The following is a 15,573-nucleotide window of genomic DNA, read 5'->3' as shown; positions in this document are numbered from 1 at the left end:
GACTTCTCCCCGAGGGCTCGTTCCGTGCGTCTGTGACCGGCTCGAGCCCTCCGCGAAGCATGGGGGCGAGCCGTCTGCGTAGACACTACACCTGGGGTCTGACACTGCAAGACACCACTAGGTGTTGTGTTGCACGGGTGTGGTTTTCACCCTGTGCGCCCTCGCCGCCCACCGCCTGTGGACAGTGCGTCGGCGCCCTGACGTGCGTGTTCACCCGCATGCGCGCCACGCGCACGGCGATACCCACAGGCCCGCCCACAGGCGCACCCCGGCGTGTCCCCACCTCCGTCCACAGCCGGTTCGCCCCCTGTGTCCGCTTCGTCACAGCACGGCGTGCCGCACCGTGCACCGGCGCGTCGCGGCGCCGTCCGGCGCGTCGCGCGGCGTTCGGCCCCCGGCCCGACGCGGTGTGCCACACATCCGCCCATGGGGGCAGACCAGCGCAGGACCACCGTCGTCGCACTCCCCGGCAGCATCGTCGCCGCCGCCGTCTCCGCCGGGCTCGGCACGGGCGGCTGGGACGTCCTGGACGTGCGGGCCGAGCGGGTCGGCCCCGACGCCCTGCACGGGCCCTGCGTCGTGGTCGTCGAGGACGACGACGGCGCCGCCCGCCTCCGGCTGCCCCCCGGCGTGCCCCTGCACGGCACCGTCGCCCTGGGGACCGTGCGCTCGGCCGACGTGCTGCGGCACCTGCAGGAGCGCGGCGCGGCCGTCCTCAACCAGGGCGCTCCCCTCGTGCCGCTGCTGCGCCTGGTCGACCGGCGCCTGCACTCCCCCGCCGGGCCTCCTGCCGGCACGGAGCTCGGGCGACGCCACCAGGAGGTCCTCGACCTCGACCGGCTGACCCCCGCCGAGCACGCCGTGCTGCGCGCGATGGTCGCCGGGATCCCGGCCGCCCGGATCGCCGAGCGCCGGCACCTGTCGCTGCACACCGTGCGCAGCCACATCAAGTCCGTGCTGGCCAAGCTGCAGGTGACGTCCCAGCTGGAGGCGGTCGCGGTCGCGCACCGGTCGCTGCCCGCCGCGTGGCTGGCCCTGGCGGCGGTCACGTTCACCAGTTCTGGTGAGGACGCCCCCGCGCGGACGGGAGAACAGTGACACACGGGCCGGCCCGGCCCGTCACCGCCGGGGGCGCAGCGTCGCACCCGCCGACCAGCAGGGGGACACCATGATCAGGACCAGCACCGGTCAACCGACCACGCTGCTCAACACCACCGTCGTCGGGCAGCCGTGGCAGCCGCACCTGCGCCTGGGCGCCGGCGTCGACGCCGTCACCGGCCAGCTGCGCGCGAGCGCCGTCGCACCGTTCGAGGTGCGCCGCAGCCCGTCGCTGCACCCCGAGTACCGGTACGCGCTCGTGCAGTCCGAGTCCGACATGCAGAGCCTCATCAGCTCGTCGGTGAAGGCGTCGTACAACCTCGAGGGCGTCACCGTCTCGGCCAGCACGTCGTACCTGGAGGAGCTCGCGGTCTCCGAGCTCGCCGTGACGATCCTCGCCGAGGTGAACGTCGAGGAGAGCCAGTTCTCCCTCGCGGACGCCTACAGCCTGGCCGTCGAGCCCGGGCCCGGCTTCCGCGAGCGGCACGGCGACTACTTCGTGGCCGGCTACCGCGCCGGGTCCGCGCTGCAGGTGGCGTACCAGTGCCGGTTCACCAGCACGGAGCAGCGCACCAAGTTCGCCGCGTCGCTGGGCGCCGAGGTGCCGCAGGTGCTCAGCGCCGAGGGCAGCGCGGCGTTCGAGAAGACCGCCAAGGCGCACGGCGCGAACGTGAACGTGCGGATCACCGCGCAGGGCGTCTCGAGCCCTGTCCCCGACGCCCCGTCGGAGGGGTGGACGCCCGGGTCGGTGCTGTCCGTCATCGTGCCCTGGTTCAACCAGAACCAGGCGATGGAGCCGCTCGAGAGCTACCTGCAGGCGTACCGCATGATCGACCCGGCGCTGCCCGGCGAGGTGCCGGTCAGCCCCGACGCGTTCGCCCAGCTCGGGTTCCTCTACAACCGGTTCTGGCTGGTCCGCGCGCACTTCCGCACCTGCCCCGACTTCGGCCGCCGGCTCGTCGAGGAGGCGTACCACAAGCTCGAGAAGACGATCGAGGCGCACCAGGCGTCGCTCGCCACGGACCCGCAGCAGATCGAGCTGCTGACGGCCGAGACGCAGCGCGTGCTGACCACGCTGCACGAGATCGCCAACCGGCAGGCGTTCTACTCCCAGGTCGTCGCGGCCGCGAAGACCGAGCCCGGCAAGGGCGTCAACCACGACGCCGACCTGGGCACCGTGCGCTGGGGGTACGGGTTCCAGCGCGGCGACGAGGCGGGTGTCGACGTCACGCTCGAGACCAGCACGGTCAGCGCCGACTGGAAGATCGGCTGGAACGAGCACGTGTTCTCGTACCGCAACTCCTCGCGCGTGATCGTCGGCTTCGACGTCGTGTGCAACCGGTCGAGCAACGGCGGGGACTGGCGCAAGGTCAGCGACCAGATCATCGGCCGCTCGGGCGGCGACGTGTTCGTCAAGAGCGACTACGACCGCGGGTACTCCTGGACGGTCACCTGGTACACGGTCGAGGCGCGCCTCTACCCGGCCGGCCCCTGGACCGACGGCACGGTGCACGCCCCGGACTTCGCCGCCACGTTCGACGCCTCGCGGGTGCTCTCGGACGACGTCGCGGCGCTGGAGCTCTGGACCCCGGAGCTGATGGCGCAGGCGACGCCGTTCGGGGTCGAGGAGGACCCCGACGCGCTCCGCCTCCCCGACGCCCCGCGCACCGTCGCGGGCAGCGGGGCGCACGCGGTGCACCCCGCGCACGTCGGCGGTGCCGCGTCGTCGCAGGCGCTCGGAGGCCCGGACGTCGGTCCGGTCACCGACCGCGTGCCGAACCCGGGGACGAGCCCGTGGAAGACGGTCGGCAAGCTGTTCTTCCGCCGCGACGGCCAGCCGTACTCGGGCTCGGCGTGCGTCGTCCACAAGCGCGGGATCCTCACCGCGGCGCACAACCTCACCTACCACGGCGTCACGGCGACGGACCTGGTGTTCGTGCCGGCGTACGCCGCGGGAGCCCGGCCGTTCGGGACGTGGGCGATCGCCGCCGGGTTCGCCCCGCAGGCCTGGAACGTCCAGGCGAACCAGATCGCGGCGTGGGACGTGGCGATGTGCACGATCAAGCCGCTGGACGGCAAGGAGATCGGCGAGGTCGTGGGCTGGGCGGGGATGCTCTGGGGCGCGGTGGCGTCGACCTGGATCGACACCGGGTACCCCGGCAAGGCGCGGCCCGGGTTCGCGTTCGACGGCGAGCACATGTGGCGCAGCCTCGGCAGCCGGCTCACCGAGCAGGGCCCGGCCACGATCGCGAAGCTCGACGACCTGACGCAGGGCGGCAGCGGCGGTCCGTGGTTCGACGCGCAGGCGCCGGACGTCGTCAACGGGCTGTTCAGCCACTGGGTCCCGGACGGTCAGCGCGTGACCAGCCCCGAGTTCGGCGGCTGGGTGGGGCAGCTCTTCCACCACGCCTTCCGCTGACCGGTGGTGCTGCCGGTGCCGGTGCGGACCTCGTCGTCCGCGCCGGCACCGGTGCGCTGGTCAGACCAGGCCGACGAGCGCGCCGAGCAGCGCGGCGCCCAGCAGGCCGAGCGCGACCCACGCGACGACGCTGCCGGCGACGTAGCCGGCGAACCGCAGGCGCTGGGCGGGCGTGGCGCCCGGCGTGGGCGCGGGGGCCCAGCGGACCGTGTCGATCGCGCGGTGCGCGTGCGTGCGGACGCCGCGGGCGGCGGAGGGGGCGTGGCTGAACGTGACGGCGGACATCTTCGTCGCTCCTGGTCGGTGCGTGCGGACGGGTGGCCGGGGTCGCCGGCCCCGCCATCATCTCACCATCCGGACACCCGGCGAGGGGGACGAGGGTCCCGTCACCCGGTCCCCCGCGCCGTGGGTCGCGGGGCCCCGCGACCGCCCCCTCAGGCGATGCGCAGGGCGCCCGCCGGCCGCACCGGGGCAGCGCCGGGGCGGTCCGCGACGGCCTTCTCCAGCACCGCCGTGATCTCGTCGCCGACCAGCTCGTGCCGGGCCAGGAGCGCGTCGCGGAGCGCCTCGACGAGGTCGGAGTTCGACGCGAGCAGACGGCGGACGGTCGCGCGGGCGTCGTCGAGCACCTGCTCGAGCTGGGCACGGGCGGACGGGTCGCCGATGACGGCCGAGACGAGGTCCTTGTCGGTCGCGGCGAACGACACCAGCGACCCCGTCATGCCGGCCGCGCCGACCATCTGCGCGGCGGTGCGGGTCGCGGCCGCGAGGTCCGAGGCCGGGCCCGTGCTGGTCTGGCCGAAGAACAGCTCCTCGGCGACCCAGCCGCCCATGGCGATCTGCACGAGCGCGCCGAGGTCGTAGCGCGAGTGCGTGTAGACCTCCTCGCAGTCGCCGTGGGCGAGCAGGCCCAGGGCGGAGCCGCGCTTGACGATGGTCAGCACCTCGAGCGTGCGGCTGGGTGCCACGAGCCACGCGGTGACGGCGTGCCCGGCCTCGTGCGTCGCGATGAGGCGCTGCTCCGCCGGCGTGTACGTCACGGGGTGGCCGATGCCGACCAGCTCGGTCAGGCGCGCGTGCTCGACGTCGACGAACCGCATCGCGGTGTCGCCGCGGCGCAGCGCGTTGACCAGGGCCTCGTCGAGCACGTGCTCGACCATCACCGGCGTCCACCCGCTCGTCGCGGCGGCCACCCGGTCGCGGACCGCGGGCTCGTCGAGCTCGGCGTGGTGCGCGCGGCGGGCCAGGAAGTGGTCCACGAGGGCGCGGCGGCCGTGCGCGTCCGGCGGGTTGAACGTCAGGCGGCGGTCGAACCGGCCGGGGCGCAGCAGCGCCGGGTCGAGGTGGTCGGCGCGGTTGGTGGCGGCGATCAGCAGGATCGGGGCCCGCGTGGGCTTGCGCAGACGGATCTGGCGGTGCGCGGGCAGCAGGAGGTTGACCAGCTGGAGCAGCGCGTTGACGACCCGGTCGGACCCGACGGGCTCGTCGAACGACTGCATCTGCACGAGCAGCTCGTTGACCACGCCGCCGGTGCCCTCGGAGATCATCGCGTCCCGCACCACGCCGCCCTGGCCGCCGAGCAGCCCCTGCACGGACGGCACCTGCACGAACGCCGCCCGCGACGACGCCGCCGCGAGGCCGCCGCGGCGCAGGGCGATCGCGTCGATCTCCTCGATGAAGCCGATCGCGCCGCCCTCCTTGCGGGCGGCGGTGCGCAGCGCCTTGAAGTACGCGCGGATCTTGCGGGCCGTCGCGCCGTAGTACATCGACTGGAAGCTCGTCGCGGACACGAACAGGAACGGCACGCCCGCCTCGGCGGCCATCGCCTTGGCCGTCAGGGTCTTGCCCGTGCCGGGCGGGCCCTCGAACAGCAGGCCACGGCGCGGGGTGCCGCCCATCTGGTCGGCGAACCGCCGGTGGGTCTGGAACAGGTCGATCGAGCGGCGCACGTCTTCGACCACCGGGTCGATGCCGACGACGTCGTCGAGCGTGACGTCGACCTGCTCGGGCCGGTAGGTGACGTGCGGGGAGCGGCCGGAGCCGACCTGGGTGCCGACGAGCAGCAGCAGGAGCGCGGCGAAGAACAGCACCGGCACGAGCACCAGCGGGTCGACCTCGGGGACCACGACCAGCGGCCGCCCGGTCAGCGCCGCCCAGATCACGTAGACCTCGAGGGCCAGCACGACGAGGCACAGACGGACCACCCGGCGCCGGCGCAGGCGCTCACGGTCGGCGGCGATGTCGTGCGTGGCGATCAGCGGGGTGCGCGCAGCGGTCACGAGGAGCGGCCCTTCGTCGGGGCGACGGCCTCGCGGCTCGGCGGCCGGCCGTCACCGCGTGCGGGTGGTTCACGGCGAGACCGCCATGCTCGTCCGGTATGTCCGATTGTGACAACCGGTGGCGCGCACCTTCACTCGTCCGGCCCTCGCCCGGACGGCCCATCCCCCGGCGTCGCCGCAGGTGGTGGCGTGCGCCCGAGGGACCCGCTCAGCCGTCCCGGCGGGGCGTCGGCCCGGCCACGAGCTGGCGCGGCACCCAGCGGGGCCGGCGCCCCGGCGCGGGCTGCGGGGCCAGGGGGTGCCGGCGGTCGGCGACGACGTTGCCCGTCGGGTCGGCGGTGAACACCCGGCGCCCCGGGTCCAGCAGGGTGCGCAGGAACTCGACCTGCTGGCGCACGGCCCGCACCTCGGCCTCGAGCTCGAGGATCCGCTTGATGCCCGCGAGGTTCACACCCTCGTCCTGCGAGAGCCGCTGCACCTCGCGCAGCATCTGGATGTCCCGCGCGGAGTACCGCCGCCCGCGCCCGCGGGTGCGGCCCGGGCGGACCAGGCCGAGGCGGTCGTACTGCCGCAGCGTCTGCGGGTGCATGCCCGCGAGCTCGGCGGCGACCGAGATGACGTAGACCTTCGCGTCCTCGTCCATCGCCCGTCCTCCTCCCCCGCAGCCGCGGCGGTGCACCGCGCCACCCGGTCGGGTGGCGCAGACCCGTCAGCGCCGGGCGTCCGCCATGAGGTCCGCGCGCACGTCCTCGCCGGACGTGGCGATGCCGAACGCCTGCACGGCCTCGCGGGCCGCGGCGCTCAGCCGCTGGGGCACCACCACCTGCACGGTGACGAGCAGGTCGCCGGTGCCCTTCGACGTCGTGATGCCCTTGCCCTTGACGCGCAGCGTGCGCCCCGAGGGCGTGCCGGCCGGGATCTTCACGCGCACGGCCGACCCGTCGAGGGTCGGCACCTGCACCGTGGCGCCCAGGGCGGCCTCGTCGAACGCCACCGGCACCGTCACGCGCAGGTTGTCGGCCTCGAGCGAGAACACCGGGTGCGGCTCGACCTGCACGGTGATGACGAGGTCGCCGTCGGGCGCCCCGCCGCTGCCCGGGCGGCCCTTGCCGCGCAGGCGGATCTTCTGCCCGTCCCGCACCCCCGCGGGGATGCGCGCGTTCACGGTGCGCCCCTCGACGGACAGCGACACGGTCGACCCCTCGGCGGCCGTGCGGAACGGCAGCGTCGTGGTGGCCGTCAGGTCGGCGCCGGCGTGGCCGCGCCCTCCCCCGCCGCCGAACAGCCCGCCGAGCAGGTCCTCGAACCCCGGCCCGCCGGCACCGCCGCCCGTGCCGGACGTCTGGTACCGCACCCGCCCGCCGGGACCGTTGGCCCCGCCGAACATCGTGCCGAACAGGTCCTCGAACCCCGGCCCGCCGGGCGCGCCGCCACGACCGCCGGCGCCCGCGGTGAAGCGGGCGCCGCCGGCCATGGCACGCAGCTGGTCGTACTGGCGGCGCTGCTCGGGGTCCGAGAGCACCGCGTACGCCTCGCCGATGTCCTTGAAGCGGGCCTCGGCCGCGGCGTCGCCCGGGTTCTGGTCCGGGTGCAGCTGGCGCGCCAGCTTGCGGTACGCCTTCTTCACCGCCGCCGCGTCCGCGTCCTTGGCGACGCCGAGCACGGCGTAGAAGTCCTTCTCGAGCCAGTCCTGGCCGGTCACGGCGCCTCCCTCCCGCTTCGTCCTGGTGTGCAGATGATGGTGCCCGTCAGCCCTCGGGGTCCACGACCGCCACCCGGGCGGCGCGCAGGACCCGCTCGACCGTGCGGTACCCGGGCTGCAGCACCTGCTGCACCGTCGGCTCCGTCACGTCCGCCGAGTGCGCGTGCATGAGCGCCTCGTGCACGGCGGGGTCGAACGGCTCCCCGGCCGCGCCGTAACGCTCCACGCCGAAGCGCTGCAGGGTCGCCTCGAGCTTCTCCGCGATCGACGCGAACGGCCCCGACAGGTCACCGTGCTGGCGGGCCAGCTCGATGTCGTCCAGCACCGGGATCAGTGCCTCGGCCACGGCCGCGACACCCCGGTCGTGCGAGGCCAGGGCCTCGGCCTTGGACCGCTTCACGTACGCCGAGTACTGCTGCTCGAGGTTGTAGTGCGCCGCCTGCGAGCGCTGCAGCTCGTCGAGCCGCTGCGCCGCGAGCTCCTGGGCGGCCGCGAGGTCGCCCTCGGGGGCGACGCCCGAGACCGCGTCGGCGGCCGCGTCGAGCACGGCCTCCTCGGGCGTCGGCTCGCGCAGCTCGCCCGTCTGGGGGTCGAGGCGGCGCTTGTCGGTCACGCGCGGGGCCCCCTCGTCGGGGCCGGACCCGCCCTGCGGCTGGTCCGGCCCCTGGGGGGCGTGCTCGTCGGTCACTTCTTGTCGCCCTCCGGTGCCTCGTCCTCGACGATCTCGGCGTCGACCACGTCCTCGTCGGCGGACTTGGCGTCCGTCGCCGGGGCCTCGTCGGCGGCCGGGGCGGCCTGCTCCTGGCTGTACAGGGCCTCGCCGATCTTCTGGCTGGCCGTCAGGAGCGCGGCGTGCTTGGCCTTGACGGCCTCGACGTCGGTGCCCTCGAGGGCGGTCTTGAGCTCGCCGACCGCGGCCTGGACCTCGGTCTTGACGTCGTCGGAGAGCTTGTCGCCGTTGTCGACGAGGAGCTTCTCCGTCTGGTAGACGAGCTGCTCCGCCGTGTTGCGGGTCTCGGCCTCCTCGCGGCGCTTCTTGTCCTCGGCGGCGTGCTCCTCGGCGTCCTTGACCATGCGGTCGATGTCCTCCTTGGGGAGGGCCGACCCGCCCGTGATGGTCATCGACTGCTCCTTGCCGGTGCCGCGGTCCTTGGCGGACACGTGCACGATGCCGTTCGCGTCGATGTCGAAGGTGACCTCGACCTGCGGGACGCCGCGCGGCGCCGGCGCGATGCCGGTGAGCTCGAACGTGCCCAGCGGCTTGTTGTCGCGCGCGAACTCGCGCTCACCCTGGAACACCTGGATCAGCACGGACGGCTGGTTGTCCTCGGCGGTGGAGAAGATCTCCGAGCGCTTGGTCGGGATGGCCGTGTTGCGCTCGATGAGCTTGGTCATCACCCCGCCCTTGGTCTCGATGCCGAGGGACAGCGGCGTGACGTCGATGAGCAGGACGTCCTTGCGGTCGCCCTTCATGACGCCGGCCTGGAGCGCGGCGCCGACGGCCACGACCTCGTCCGGGTTGACGCCCTTGTTGGGCTCCTTGCCGCCGGTGAGCTGCGTGACGACCTCGGACACCGCGGGCATGCGGGTCGAGCCGCCGACGAGCACGACGTGGTCGATGTCGGCCACGGAGATGCCGGCGTCGCGGATGACCTGGTGGAACGGCGCCTTCACGCGGTCGAGCAGCGGCTGCGTCATCTGCTGGAACTGCGCGCGCGTGAGCTTGGTGTCGAGGTGGATCGGGCCGTTCTCGCTCATCGACAGGTACTGCAGCGAGACGTTGGTGCTGGTCGCGGACGACAGCTCCTTCTTGGCCTGCTCGGCCGCCTCGCGCAGACGCTGCAGGGCGATCTTGTCCTTCGACAGGTCGACGCCCGTGGTGTTCTTCACCTCGGTGACCAGGTGCGCGACGATCGCCGCGTCCCAGTCGTCGCCGCCGAGGCGGTTGTCGCCCGCGGTCGCGCGGACCTCGATCGTGGAGAAGCCGTCGTCGTCCTTGCCCACCTCGAGCAGGGAGACGTCGAACGTGCCGCCGCCGAGGTCGAAGACGAGGATGAGCTCGTCCTCCTTGCCGCGCTCCAGGCCATAGGCCAGGGCGGCCGCGGTGGGCTCGTTGATGATGCGCAGGACGTTGAGGCCCGCGACGGTGCCGGCGTCCTTGGTGGCCTGGCGCTCGGCGTCGTTGAAGTACGCCGGGACCGTGATGACCGCGTCGGTGACGGGCTCGCCCAGGTACGCCTCGGCGTCACGCTTGAGCTTGCCGAGGATGCGGGCGCTGATCTCCTGCGGCGTGTACTTCTTCTCGTCGACCGCCGTGGTCCAGTCAGTGCCCATGTGGCGCTTGACGGACGTGATGGTCCGGTCGACGTTGGTGACGGCCTGGCGCTTGGCGACCTCGCCGACGAGGACCTCGCCGGTCTTGGAGAACGCGACGACCGACGGCGTCGTGCGCGACCCCTCGGCGTTGGCGATGACGGTGGGCTCGCCGCCCTCGAGGGTCGCGACCACCGAGTTGGTGGTACCGAGGTCGATGCCGACTGCTCGTGCCATGTGCGTTGCCTTCCTTCCGGAGCGGTGCTCCACAAACTGGGGGCGCTCTTGAGTCCGCCTGGCTCAAGTCTGCGTCGGCCGGAGCGACCTGGCAAACCCGAGACGGTCGAACTTGAGTCTGCTGGGCTCAACTCTGTGCGTCGCCGATCTGTTCCCGCCCGTCACCTCTCCGCGCGGCAGGCCCCGGAGGCGTCCATGGCCTGTGCCAATCTCACGAACCGGTCGTCGCAGGCATGGGGGCCGAGCGTGGCTCGTCCCGAATACCCGACCACCGAGGGACCGAGCCCCCGTCCCTTGCCATGCCGCTCGTTGGTCATGCACCTGCGCGTGCCGGTCCCCGTGGCTAGCGCACTGCCTCAAGCTCATCCACGATCTTGCGGGCCCAACGCTCGGCCCTGCCGAGCACGGAGACCAGCTCGCCACCGACGTGCTCACTCGACTCCAGAAGCAGAAGCGGGTGCGAGATGCCGATCCAGTCGCCTGGGTCAGCAAAGTCGAATGGGATGCCGGAGACCCTCACCGCCGCGGGTGGTTGCGACGGGTCTGGCCGGCATGGGCGCCCGACCTCAAACCGGAGGCCACCCATGCCTTCGGTGATCTCCATCCGGTACGCGCCGCTGAAGGGCGCGATCGACACGACCGAGCGGTGCTTGCTGACGATGTCTAGCTGGTGCAGCACCCAAAGGGTGCTGTTCTCGAACGTCTCCGGCACAGCCTGGTTGTACGGCTGGAACCGCTCGATCACGTCCCTGACCGCGGTCGTTACCCCATCGATCGACGCGCGCCATGAGGCTCGCTCCTTCGAGGTCACAGGTGCCGTGCGAAGAACCGGGAAAGCCTGCCGTGACTGGACGCCGCCATTGTCAGTTACGAGCTGCCAAACGACGTGGTCGAGCGCTGTCCGCATGTGGTGCAGCGAGTCGTCGACGGCGAGCACCAGCGCGTCGGTGACGGGTGCGAGCCCACCCACTCGGACGACGAGGTCGCGGCCACTGCCAGTGGCCGACGGTTCGATCGAGTTGATGAGGAACGGCGACGATGCGGCGTGCCACGCCTGCACCTCTCTGTCGACCAGCTCGTTCAGTTCATGGGCGCGTGCCAGCTTCAACCGGGCCGATCGGAGTCCGTCCACCTCTGAAGCGTGTCGCACGACCGCCCGCGCGAGTTCTCGACAAGTGGATAGGCCGGGAGGTCGAACGCGAGCGGTGGTGATGTCGTGCGTCGATCTAGGGCTGGCGGGCGGGAGCTATGCGTGGTGGCCGCTCAGGTCGCACAGGACCTGGTTGAGAAACTCTTCGGGGGAACGGGTGATGCGCGCGTCGCCGCGGAGGTTCCCACCACCCTCCTGAGCGTGGCGGAGCCTCGACGCCCTCGGCGTACGAGCGACGCCAAGCTCGACGACGTCACGAGCTTGTTTGGCTGTGGGCCGGGCGCTCTACAGCGTTCGGGGAACTCAATGGCCCGATCGCGAGATCGAGTGCGCCTGCAACCAGGCGTGCAGCTTTCCCGCATCGACGAGAGAGGCTCGGCCGGGCCACCTCGGCCACTCGATCCCAGAGGGAAGATCGACTCGCACTACATCGGTCAGAGTCCCCGTCGCGTCGAAGAACTCGATCGCGAGGTCACCCGTGCACATGCACAGGAAGTCGGTCACGTCCCTGGCGGCCAGGGCGTCCATCAGAGCGGCGAGGTCCGCCGGGTCGCGCGTGGACCCGACGACTTCTGCGCCGAGCACTTTGACGTACTTGAGCGTGTGGTCGTCCAGCACGTCGTCCGTCGGATCGCACGCGTAGATCAGGTACCCCCCGAGCGTGACGTCGGCCCGGGCGGCGCGAGCCAGAGAGAGGCCGAGTTCGTCTGCATCCCAGGTGGATGCACCTGAGAACTCCAGGACGGCCCGCTCGTTCTTCTTGGTCACGACCGGAACGTACCCCGTACCCCGTGCGCGAGCAGCGACAATCACGCCAGCATGAGCGGTCGACGGGGTACCTCTGCGCACGTCGCTGAGGATCCGGACACGAAGGTGAGACGGCGGCCGTCTCCCGCTCTGCCGGGACGCGGGTCCGCGCACCGGACGTTGGACGGTTCTCGTCATTCCCTACAGTCCCGTCACCGCCTGACGCACGCCCCGGCTCCGGTACGGACTGCCTAGAAAGGTGGTTGCCTCCTCGGGCGCCAGAGCGCCGCTACTCGGCGAGCGTCGCGCGGAGGCGGCGCAGCCCTCGGAGGACGACGGCGCGGTTCTTGCGGCTCTTGATCCATGCGGGCAGCCGGCTGGCGAGGGACGCGTTTCCCGGCTCCTGCTCACGCAGGCCGGCAGCGACGTAGCGCTCGAGGAAGTCCAGGTGGGCCTCGTCACACGCCCACAGGACACGGCCCTCGCACGGGGTCTGCAACCAGAGGTCGAGCCCACGGAACCGCGGGCCCTCGGGCACGCCCGCGCCTCGCACCCGGACGACGCCGTGACGGGTGACGGCCCCGCATCCCTCGCAGCGCACGGGCACCGGGCTCATCGCCCCTCGCACGCTCCGCTCGACCACAGCCTTGCGCCCGCACCGGCCGCACCGACCCTGCACCACCGCCGTCACCCGAGCACCGAGCAGCACCGAGCCGCTTCCCGTGCGGGAGAAGGCACAGGCCGAGCACGTCACCGACGTGGGGGTCGCCACGGCCCGCGCAACACACCGGGGGCACCGGACCAGGACCGTGGATGGCCGCAGGTACCGCACCGGTTCGTCGCGGTCCTGGAACCGCGGTCGCGCGGGAGTCACCGCAGCATCATGGAGGGCGACCGGTCCGTCCGTCACCGGGGATCACGACGTGCGCCTGGCGGGCGTGGTGGAGCCGGTGGACTACGACGCCTCGCTGTCCGCCGTCTTGCCGTTGCGTGCCAGGAGCTCACGGAAGTGCTCGTCGTCCTTGACCCGGGGGAAGGTCGAGCTCAGGCGCCGGACGGACGGATTCTCGAGGAGCGACGCCAGGCCGGCAGGGGTCATGCCGGTGTCGACGAGCCGCACGTCCTCGAGGTGGGGCGCGGCAGCCAGCCCCGAGACGTCGGTCAGCCCTTTGCACCCCCAGACGCGCGCCATCTTCAGGCGGTCCAGCGCCTGGAGGTCCGGCAGCACCAGCTCACCGCGCACGTTGAGCAGGTGCAGCTCCTCGATCTGCGTGAGCGACGCCAGGAAGCCCCAGCCCGTGCGGAACCGGGCCTGGTTGAGGAACAGGCGCCGCAGCGTGCCGATCTCGGGCAGCGCACCCGGGTCGTCGACCCGGAGGTTGACGAGGCTCAGGTCCGCGAGCCCGGGCAGGTCGAGGAGGAACACGAGCGACGCGTGCTGCGCCCGCCACACCTCGACCGTCGACCTCGACGCGCAGAGCCGGGTCAGGCGCTTCAGGTCCTGCTCCGTGAGCGCGCCCTCGACGACGACCGTGCCCTTGATGACGGAGACGTTCGTCGGCATGGGCTCTCCGGGGACGACGTGCGGGTCAGCGGGCGGCGGGGAGGGGCGCGTGTCCGCGGCCCTCCCCCACCCGCCATCGTGCCGGCGGACGGGGCTGACATGGAGCACCGTCCGCCGGCGGTCGCGCCGGACCCGCTCTGGTGCTCAGAGCGTGAGGACCACCGTGGAGATGCTCCGTGCGGGGACGTCGACCGTCACCTGGCTGCCGTTGACGGTCGTGGTCCGCGGTGCCCGGCTGGAGTACTGCGACGTCATCGTGTGCAGCGCCGACCGGACCTGCTGCGGCGCCTGGACCACGGCTCCGTTCACCGCGCTGGTCGAGCGGTTGAGGATGACCAGGGTGATCTTGCCGCCGTCGCCCTGGTAGGCCGTGACGTCCAGCGGCGACGCCTTGGCGCTCTCGGTCACGCCGATGCGCTGGTCGCCCGGACGGACGTACTTGGAGTACTGGGAGAAGGCCCAGCCGCGCTTGAGGACCGCGCCGCCCGTCGTCCCGAACGCCGACTCCCCGTCACCGATGAAGGAGTAGTAGCGCCGCCCGTACCACCAGACGTACGCGCTCCAGTTGGCCTCCATCGTGCGGTTGACCGACGGCATGATCACGTCGAGGGTCTCGTTCCACACGGCGGCGTTCGACGGGTCTCCCCAGATGTTCGACCCGGTGCCGTCGGCCTGGTGGTAGTTCCACTCGGTCATCCACTGGTTCTTGCCGTGCTGGGCGGCGAGCGGGTACCGGGAGAGGTTCGGCCCGTTCTCCTGGCCGTAGATGTGGCCGCCGATGTAGCCGATGTTGTTGCGGGCGGTCGCGTCGTTGAGCGTGGGGTCGGTGTAGGCCCGGTTCGTGCCCAGCGACTCGGCGACCATCAGCTTCGTGCTCGTGATCTTCGTGCCGTGGTCGCGCACGAAGTTGCGGAGAGTGTCGCCCGTCCACGCCATCGAGTCGTAGTCGGGGTGCCAGTCGGGCTCGTTCTGGACGGACGTGACGTCGATCGTCACACCCTGGCCCTTCATGTACTGCACGTAGCTGTTGAGGTGGTTGGCGTAGTCGCCGTAGCGGGAAGGCAGCAGGGTGCCGCCGTTGATCCGGCTGTTGTTCGACTTCCACGCGGCCGGCGCCGTCCACGGCGAGGCGAGGATCTTGACCTCCGAGCCGTAAGACTTCGCCGTCCGCAGCGCGCTGACCTGGGCGCTCCACTCGCTCTGCACCGGCGAGATCCCGGTGCGGACGATCGACAGGCCGAGCTGGTTGTCGCCCATCCCGACGAGCGTCTGCGTGTCCGCGGTCGACCACGCACCGCCCCAGATCGACACGGCGGCACCGAAGCCGTCGATCGTCTGGTATCTGGTGCCCGTGTTCACCGTGAGGTCCGCGGGGCCGCCCACCGGCGGGGTCGGTGTCGGCGTCAGGGTGGCGGAGGGCGTGGGGGTCGGCGCCACCGTCGGCGTCGGCGTGGGGGTGCCGCCGGCCGACCCCGTGCAGGTGGTGCCGTTGAGCGCGAAGGAGGTGGGCGCCGGGTTGGTGCCGCCGTACGTCCCGTTGAAGCCGAACTCCGCCGACGCCCCGGTACCGAGCGAGCCGTTGTACGACGCGTTCCTCGCAGACACGGCGGCGCCGCTCTGGGTGACGACGGCGTTCCAGGCCTGGCTCACGGTCTGACCTGCGGGGAAGGTCCAGCCGAGCTGCCAGCCGCTGACCGCGTCACCGAGGTTGGTGACCTTGACGCCGGCCGTGAACCCGCTGTTCCACTGCGAGGCGACGACGTAGTCCACCCGGCAGCCGCTCGCGGCGGACGCCACAGGCGCCTCGGCGACCATCACCCCCGTGATCAGCGTCGCCACCGCCAGCGTGAAGCCCCAGGTCCGGCGTGATCGTCGAGCTCTCCGCATGATCCGTCCCCTCGTCGTCGGTCGTCCGGTGCGCACCCGACCGTCCCGCCCGCAGCCGGCAGGCACCAGCAGCGCCCGCCGGTGCGCGTGACCTCGGTGAGGGCGGGACCGGTCCTGCCCGGACCGGTTGTGGACGATCACATCGCGGCACCGCGCACTCTGGCACCGGCCTCGTCG

Annotated in this window: 13 protein-coding genes; 2 read left to right on the top strand and 11 right to left on the bottom strand. The window is 72.3% G+C overall.

The window, feature by feature from the left end; translation table 11 throughout:
- The first annotated feature begins 426 nt into the window (after positions 1-426).
- On the top strand, positions 427-1,098 hold the full coding sequence (locus FBY24_RS08760; protein WP_142159859.1) for a LuxR family transcriptional regulator: 672 nt from the start codon (positions 427-429) through the stop codon (positions 1,096-1,098).
- Between the two features lie 70 nt (positions 1,099-1,168).
- The gene (locus tag FBY24_RS08755) at positions 1,169-3,517 is read left to right on the top strand and encodes a serine protease (protein ID WP_142159857.1); all 2,349 of its coding nucleotides are present in this window, start codon (positions 1,169-1,171) and stop codon (positions 3,515-3,517) included.
- A 60-nt stretch (positions 3,518-3,577) separates the two neighbouring features.
- Here FBY24_RS08755 and FBY24_RS08750 read toward each other — a convergent pair whose 3' ends face one another.
- The 11 genes from FBY24_RS08750 to FBY24_RS19435 all read right to left on the bottom strand — a co-directional run bounded on the left by FBY24_RS08750 (position 3,578) and on the right by FBY24_RS19435 (position 15,348).
- Positions 3,578-3,802 carry a chemotaxis protein CheW gene (locus FBY24_RS08750; RefSeq protein ID WP_142159855.1) on the bottom strand — a complete coding sequence of 75 codons (225 nt, stop codon included), beginning with the start codon at positions 3,800-3,802 and terminating at the stop codon, positions 3,578-3,580.
- Between the two features lie 149 nt (positions 3,803-3,951).
- Positions 3,952-5,796: an AAA family ATPase gene (locus FBY24_RS08745; RefSeq protein WP_142159853.1), complete on the bottom strand. Its 1,845-nt coding sequence runs from the start codon at positions 5,794-5,796 to the stop codon at positions 3,952-3,954.
- Positions 5,797-6,004: 208 nt separating this feature from the next.
- A complete protein-coding gene (locus FBY24_RS08740) occupies positions 6,005-6,439 on the bottom strand; it encodes a heat shock protein transcriptional repressor HspR (RefSeq protein ID WP_140457857.1) in 435 nt (144 codons plus the stop codon).
- A gap of 66 nt (positions 6,440-6,505) precedes the next feature.
- Positions 6,506-7,498: a DnaJ C-terminal domain-containing protein gene (locus tag FBY24_RS08735; RefSeq protein ID WP_142159851.1), complete on the bottom strand. Its 993-nt coding sequence runs from the start codon at positions 7,496-7,498 to the stop codon at positions 6,506-6,508.
- A gap of 46 nt (positions 7,499-7,544) precedes the next feature.
- Entirely contained in the window at positions 7,545-8,186 is a 642-nt protein-coding gene (locus FBY24_RS08730) for a nucleotide exchange factor GrpE (protein WP_142159849.1), read from the bottom strand.
- Positions 8,183-10,048: a molecular chaperone DnaK gene (gene dnaK / locus FBY24_RS08725; protein ID WP_142159847.1), complete on the bottom strand. Its 1,866-nt coding sequence runs from the start codon at positions 10,046-10,048 to the stop codon at positions 8,183-8,185. Before dnaK ends, FBY24_RS08730 begins: the two co-directional genes overlap by 4 nt.
- A gap of 343 nt (positions 10,049-10,391) precedes the next feature.
- The gene (locus FBY24_RS08720) at positions 10,392-11,180 is read right to left on the bottom strand and encodes a hypothetical protein (protein WP_142159845.1); all 789 of its coding nucleotides are present in this window, start codon (positions 11,178-11,180) and stop codon (positions 10,392-10,394) included.
- Between the two features lie 321 nt (positions 11,181-11,501).
- Positions 11,502-11,966 carry a hypothetical protein gene (locus FBY24_RS08715; protein WP_142159843.1) on the bottom strand — a complete coding sequence of 155 codons (465 nt, stop codon included), beginning with the start codon at positions 11,964-11,966 and terminating at the stop codon, positions 11,502-11,504.
- A 268-nt stretch (positions 11,967-12,234) separates the two neighbouring features.
- Positions 12,235-12,483 (bottom strand): hypothetical protein, encoded by a 249-nt coding sequence (locus FBY24_RS08710; protein ID WP_142159841.1) that lies wholly within the window; start codon positions 12,481-12,483, stop codon positions 12,235-12,237.
- A gap of 417 nt (positions 12,484-12,900) precedes the next feature.
- A complete protein-coding gene (locus FBY24_RS08705; protein WP_142159839.1) occupies positions 12,901-13,509 on the bottom strand; it encodes a hypothetical protein in 609 nt (202 codons plus the stop codon).
- 144 nt (positions 13,510-13,653) lie between these two features.
- The gene (locus FBY24_RS19435) at positions 13,654-15,348 is read right to left on the bottom strand and encodes a cellulose binding domain-containing protein (protein WP_304515639.1); all 1,695 of its coding nucleotides are present in this window, start codon (positions 15,346-15,348) and stop codon (positions 13,654-13,656) included.
- Positions 15,349-15,573 lie beyond the last annotated feature (225 nt).

Source organism: Cellulomonas sp. SLBN-39, assembly GCF_006715865.1.
Lineage (GTDB): Bacteria > Actinomycetota > Actinomycetes > Actinomycetales > Cellulomonadaceae > Cellulomonas.
Note: the sequence above shows the minus strand (reverse complement) of the source record. Positions and strands in the feature narration are given on the sequence as shown.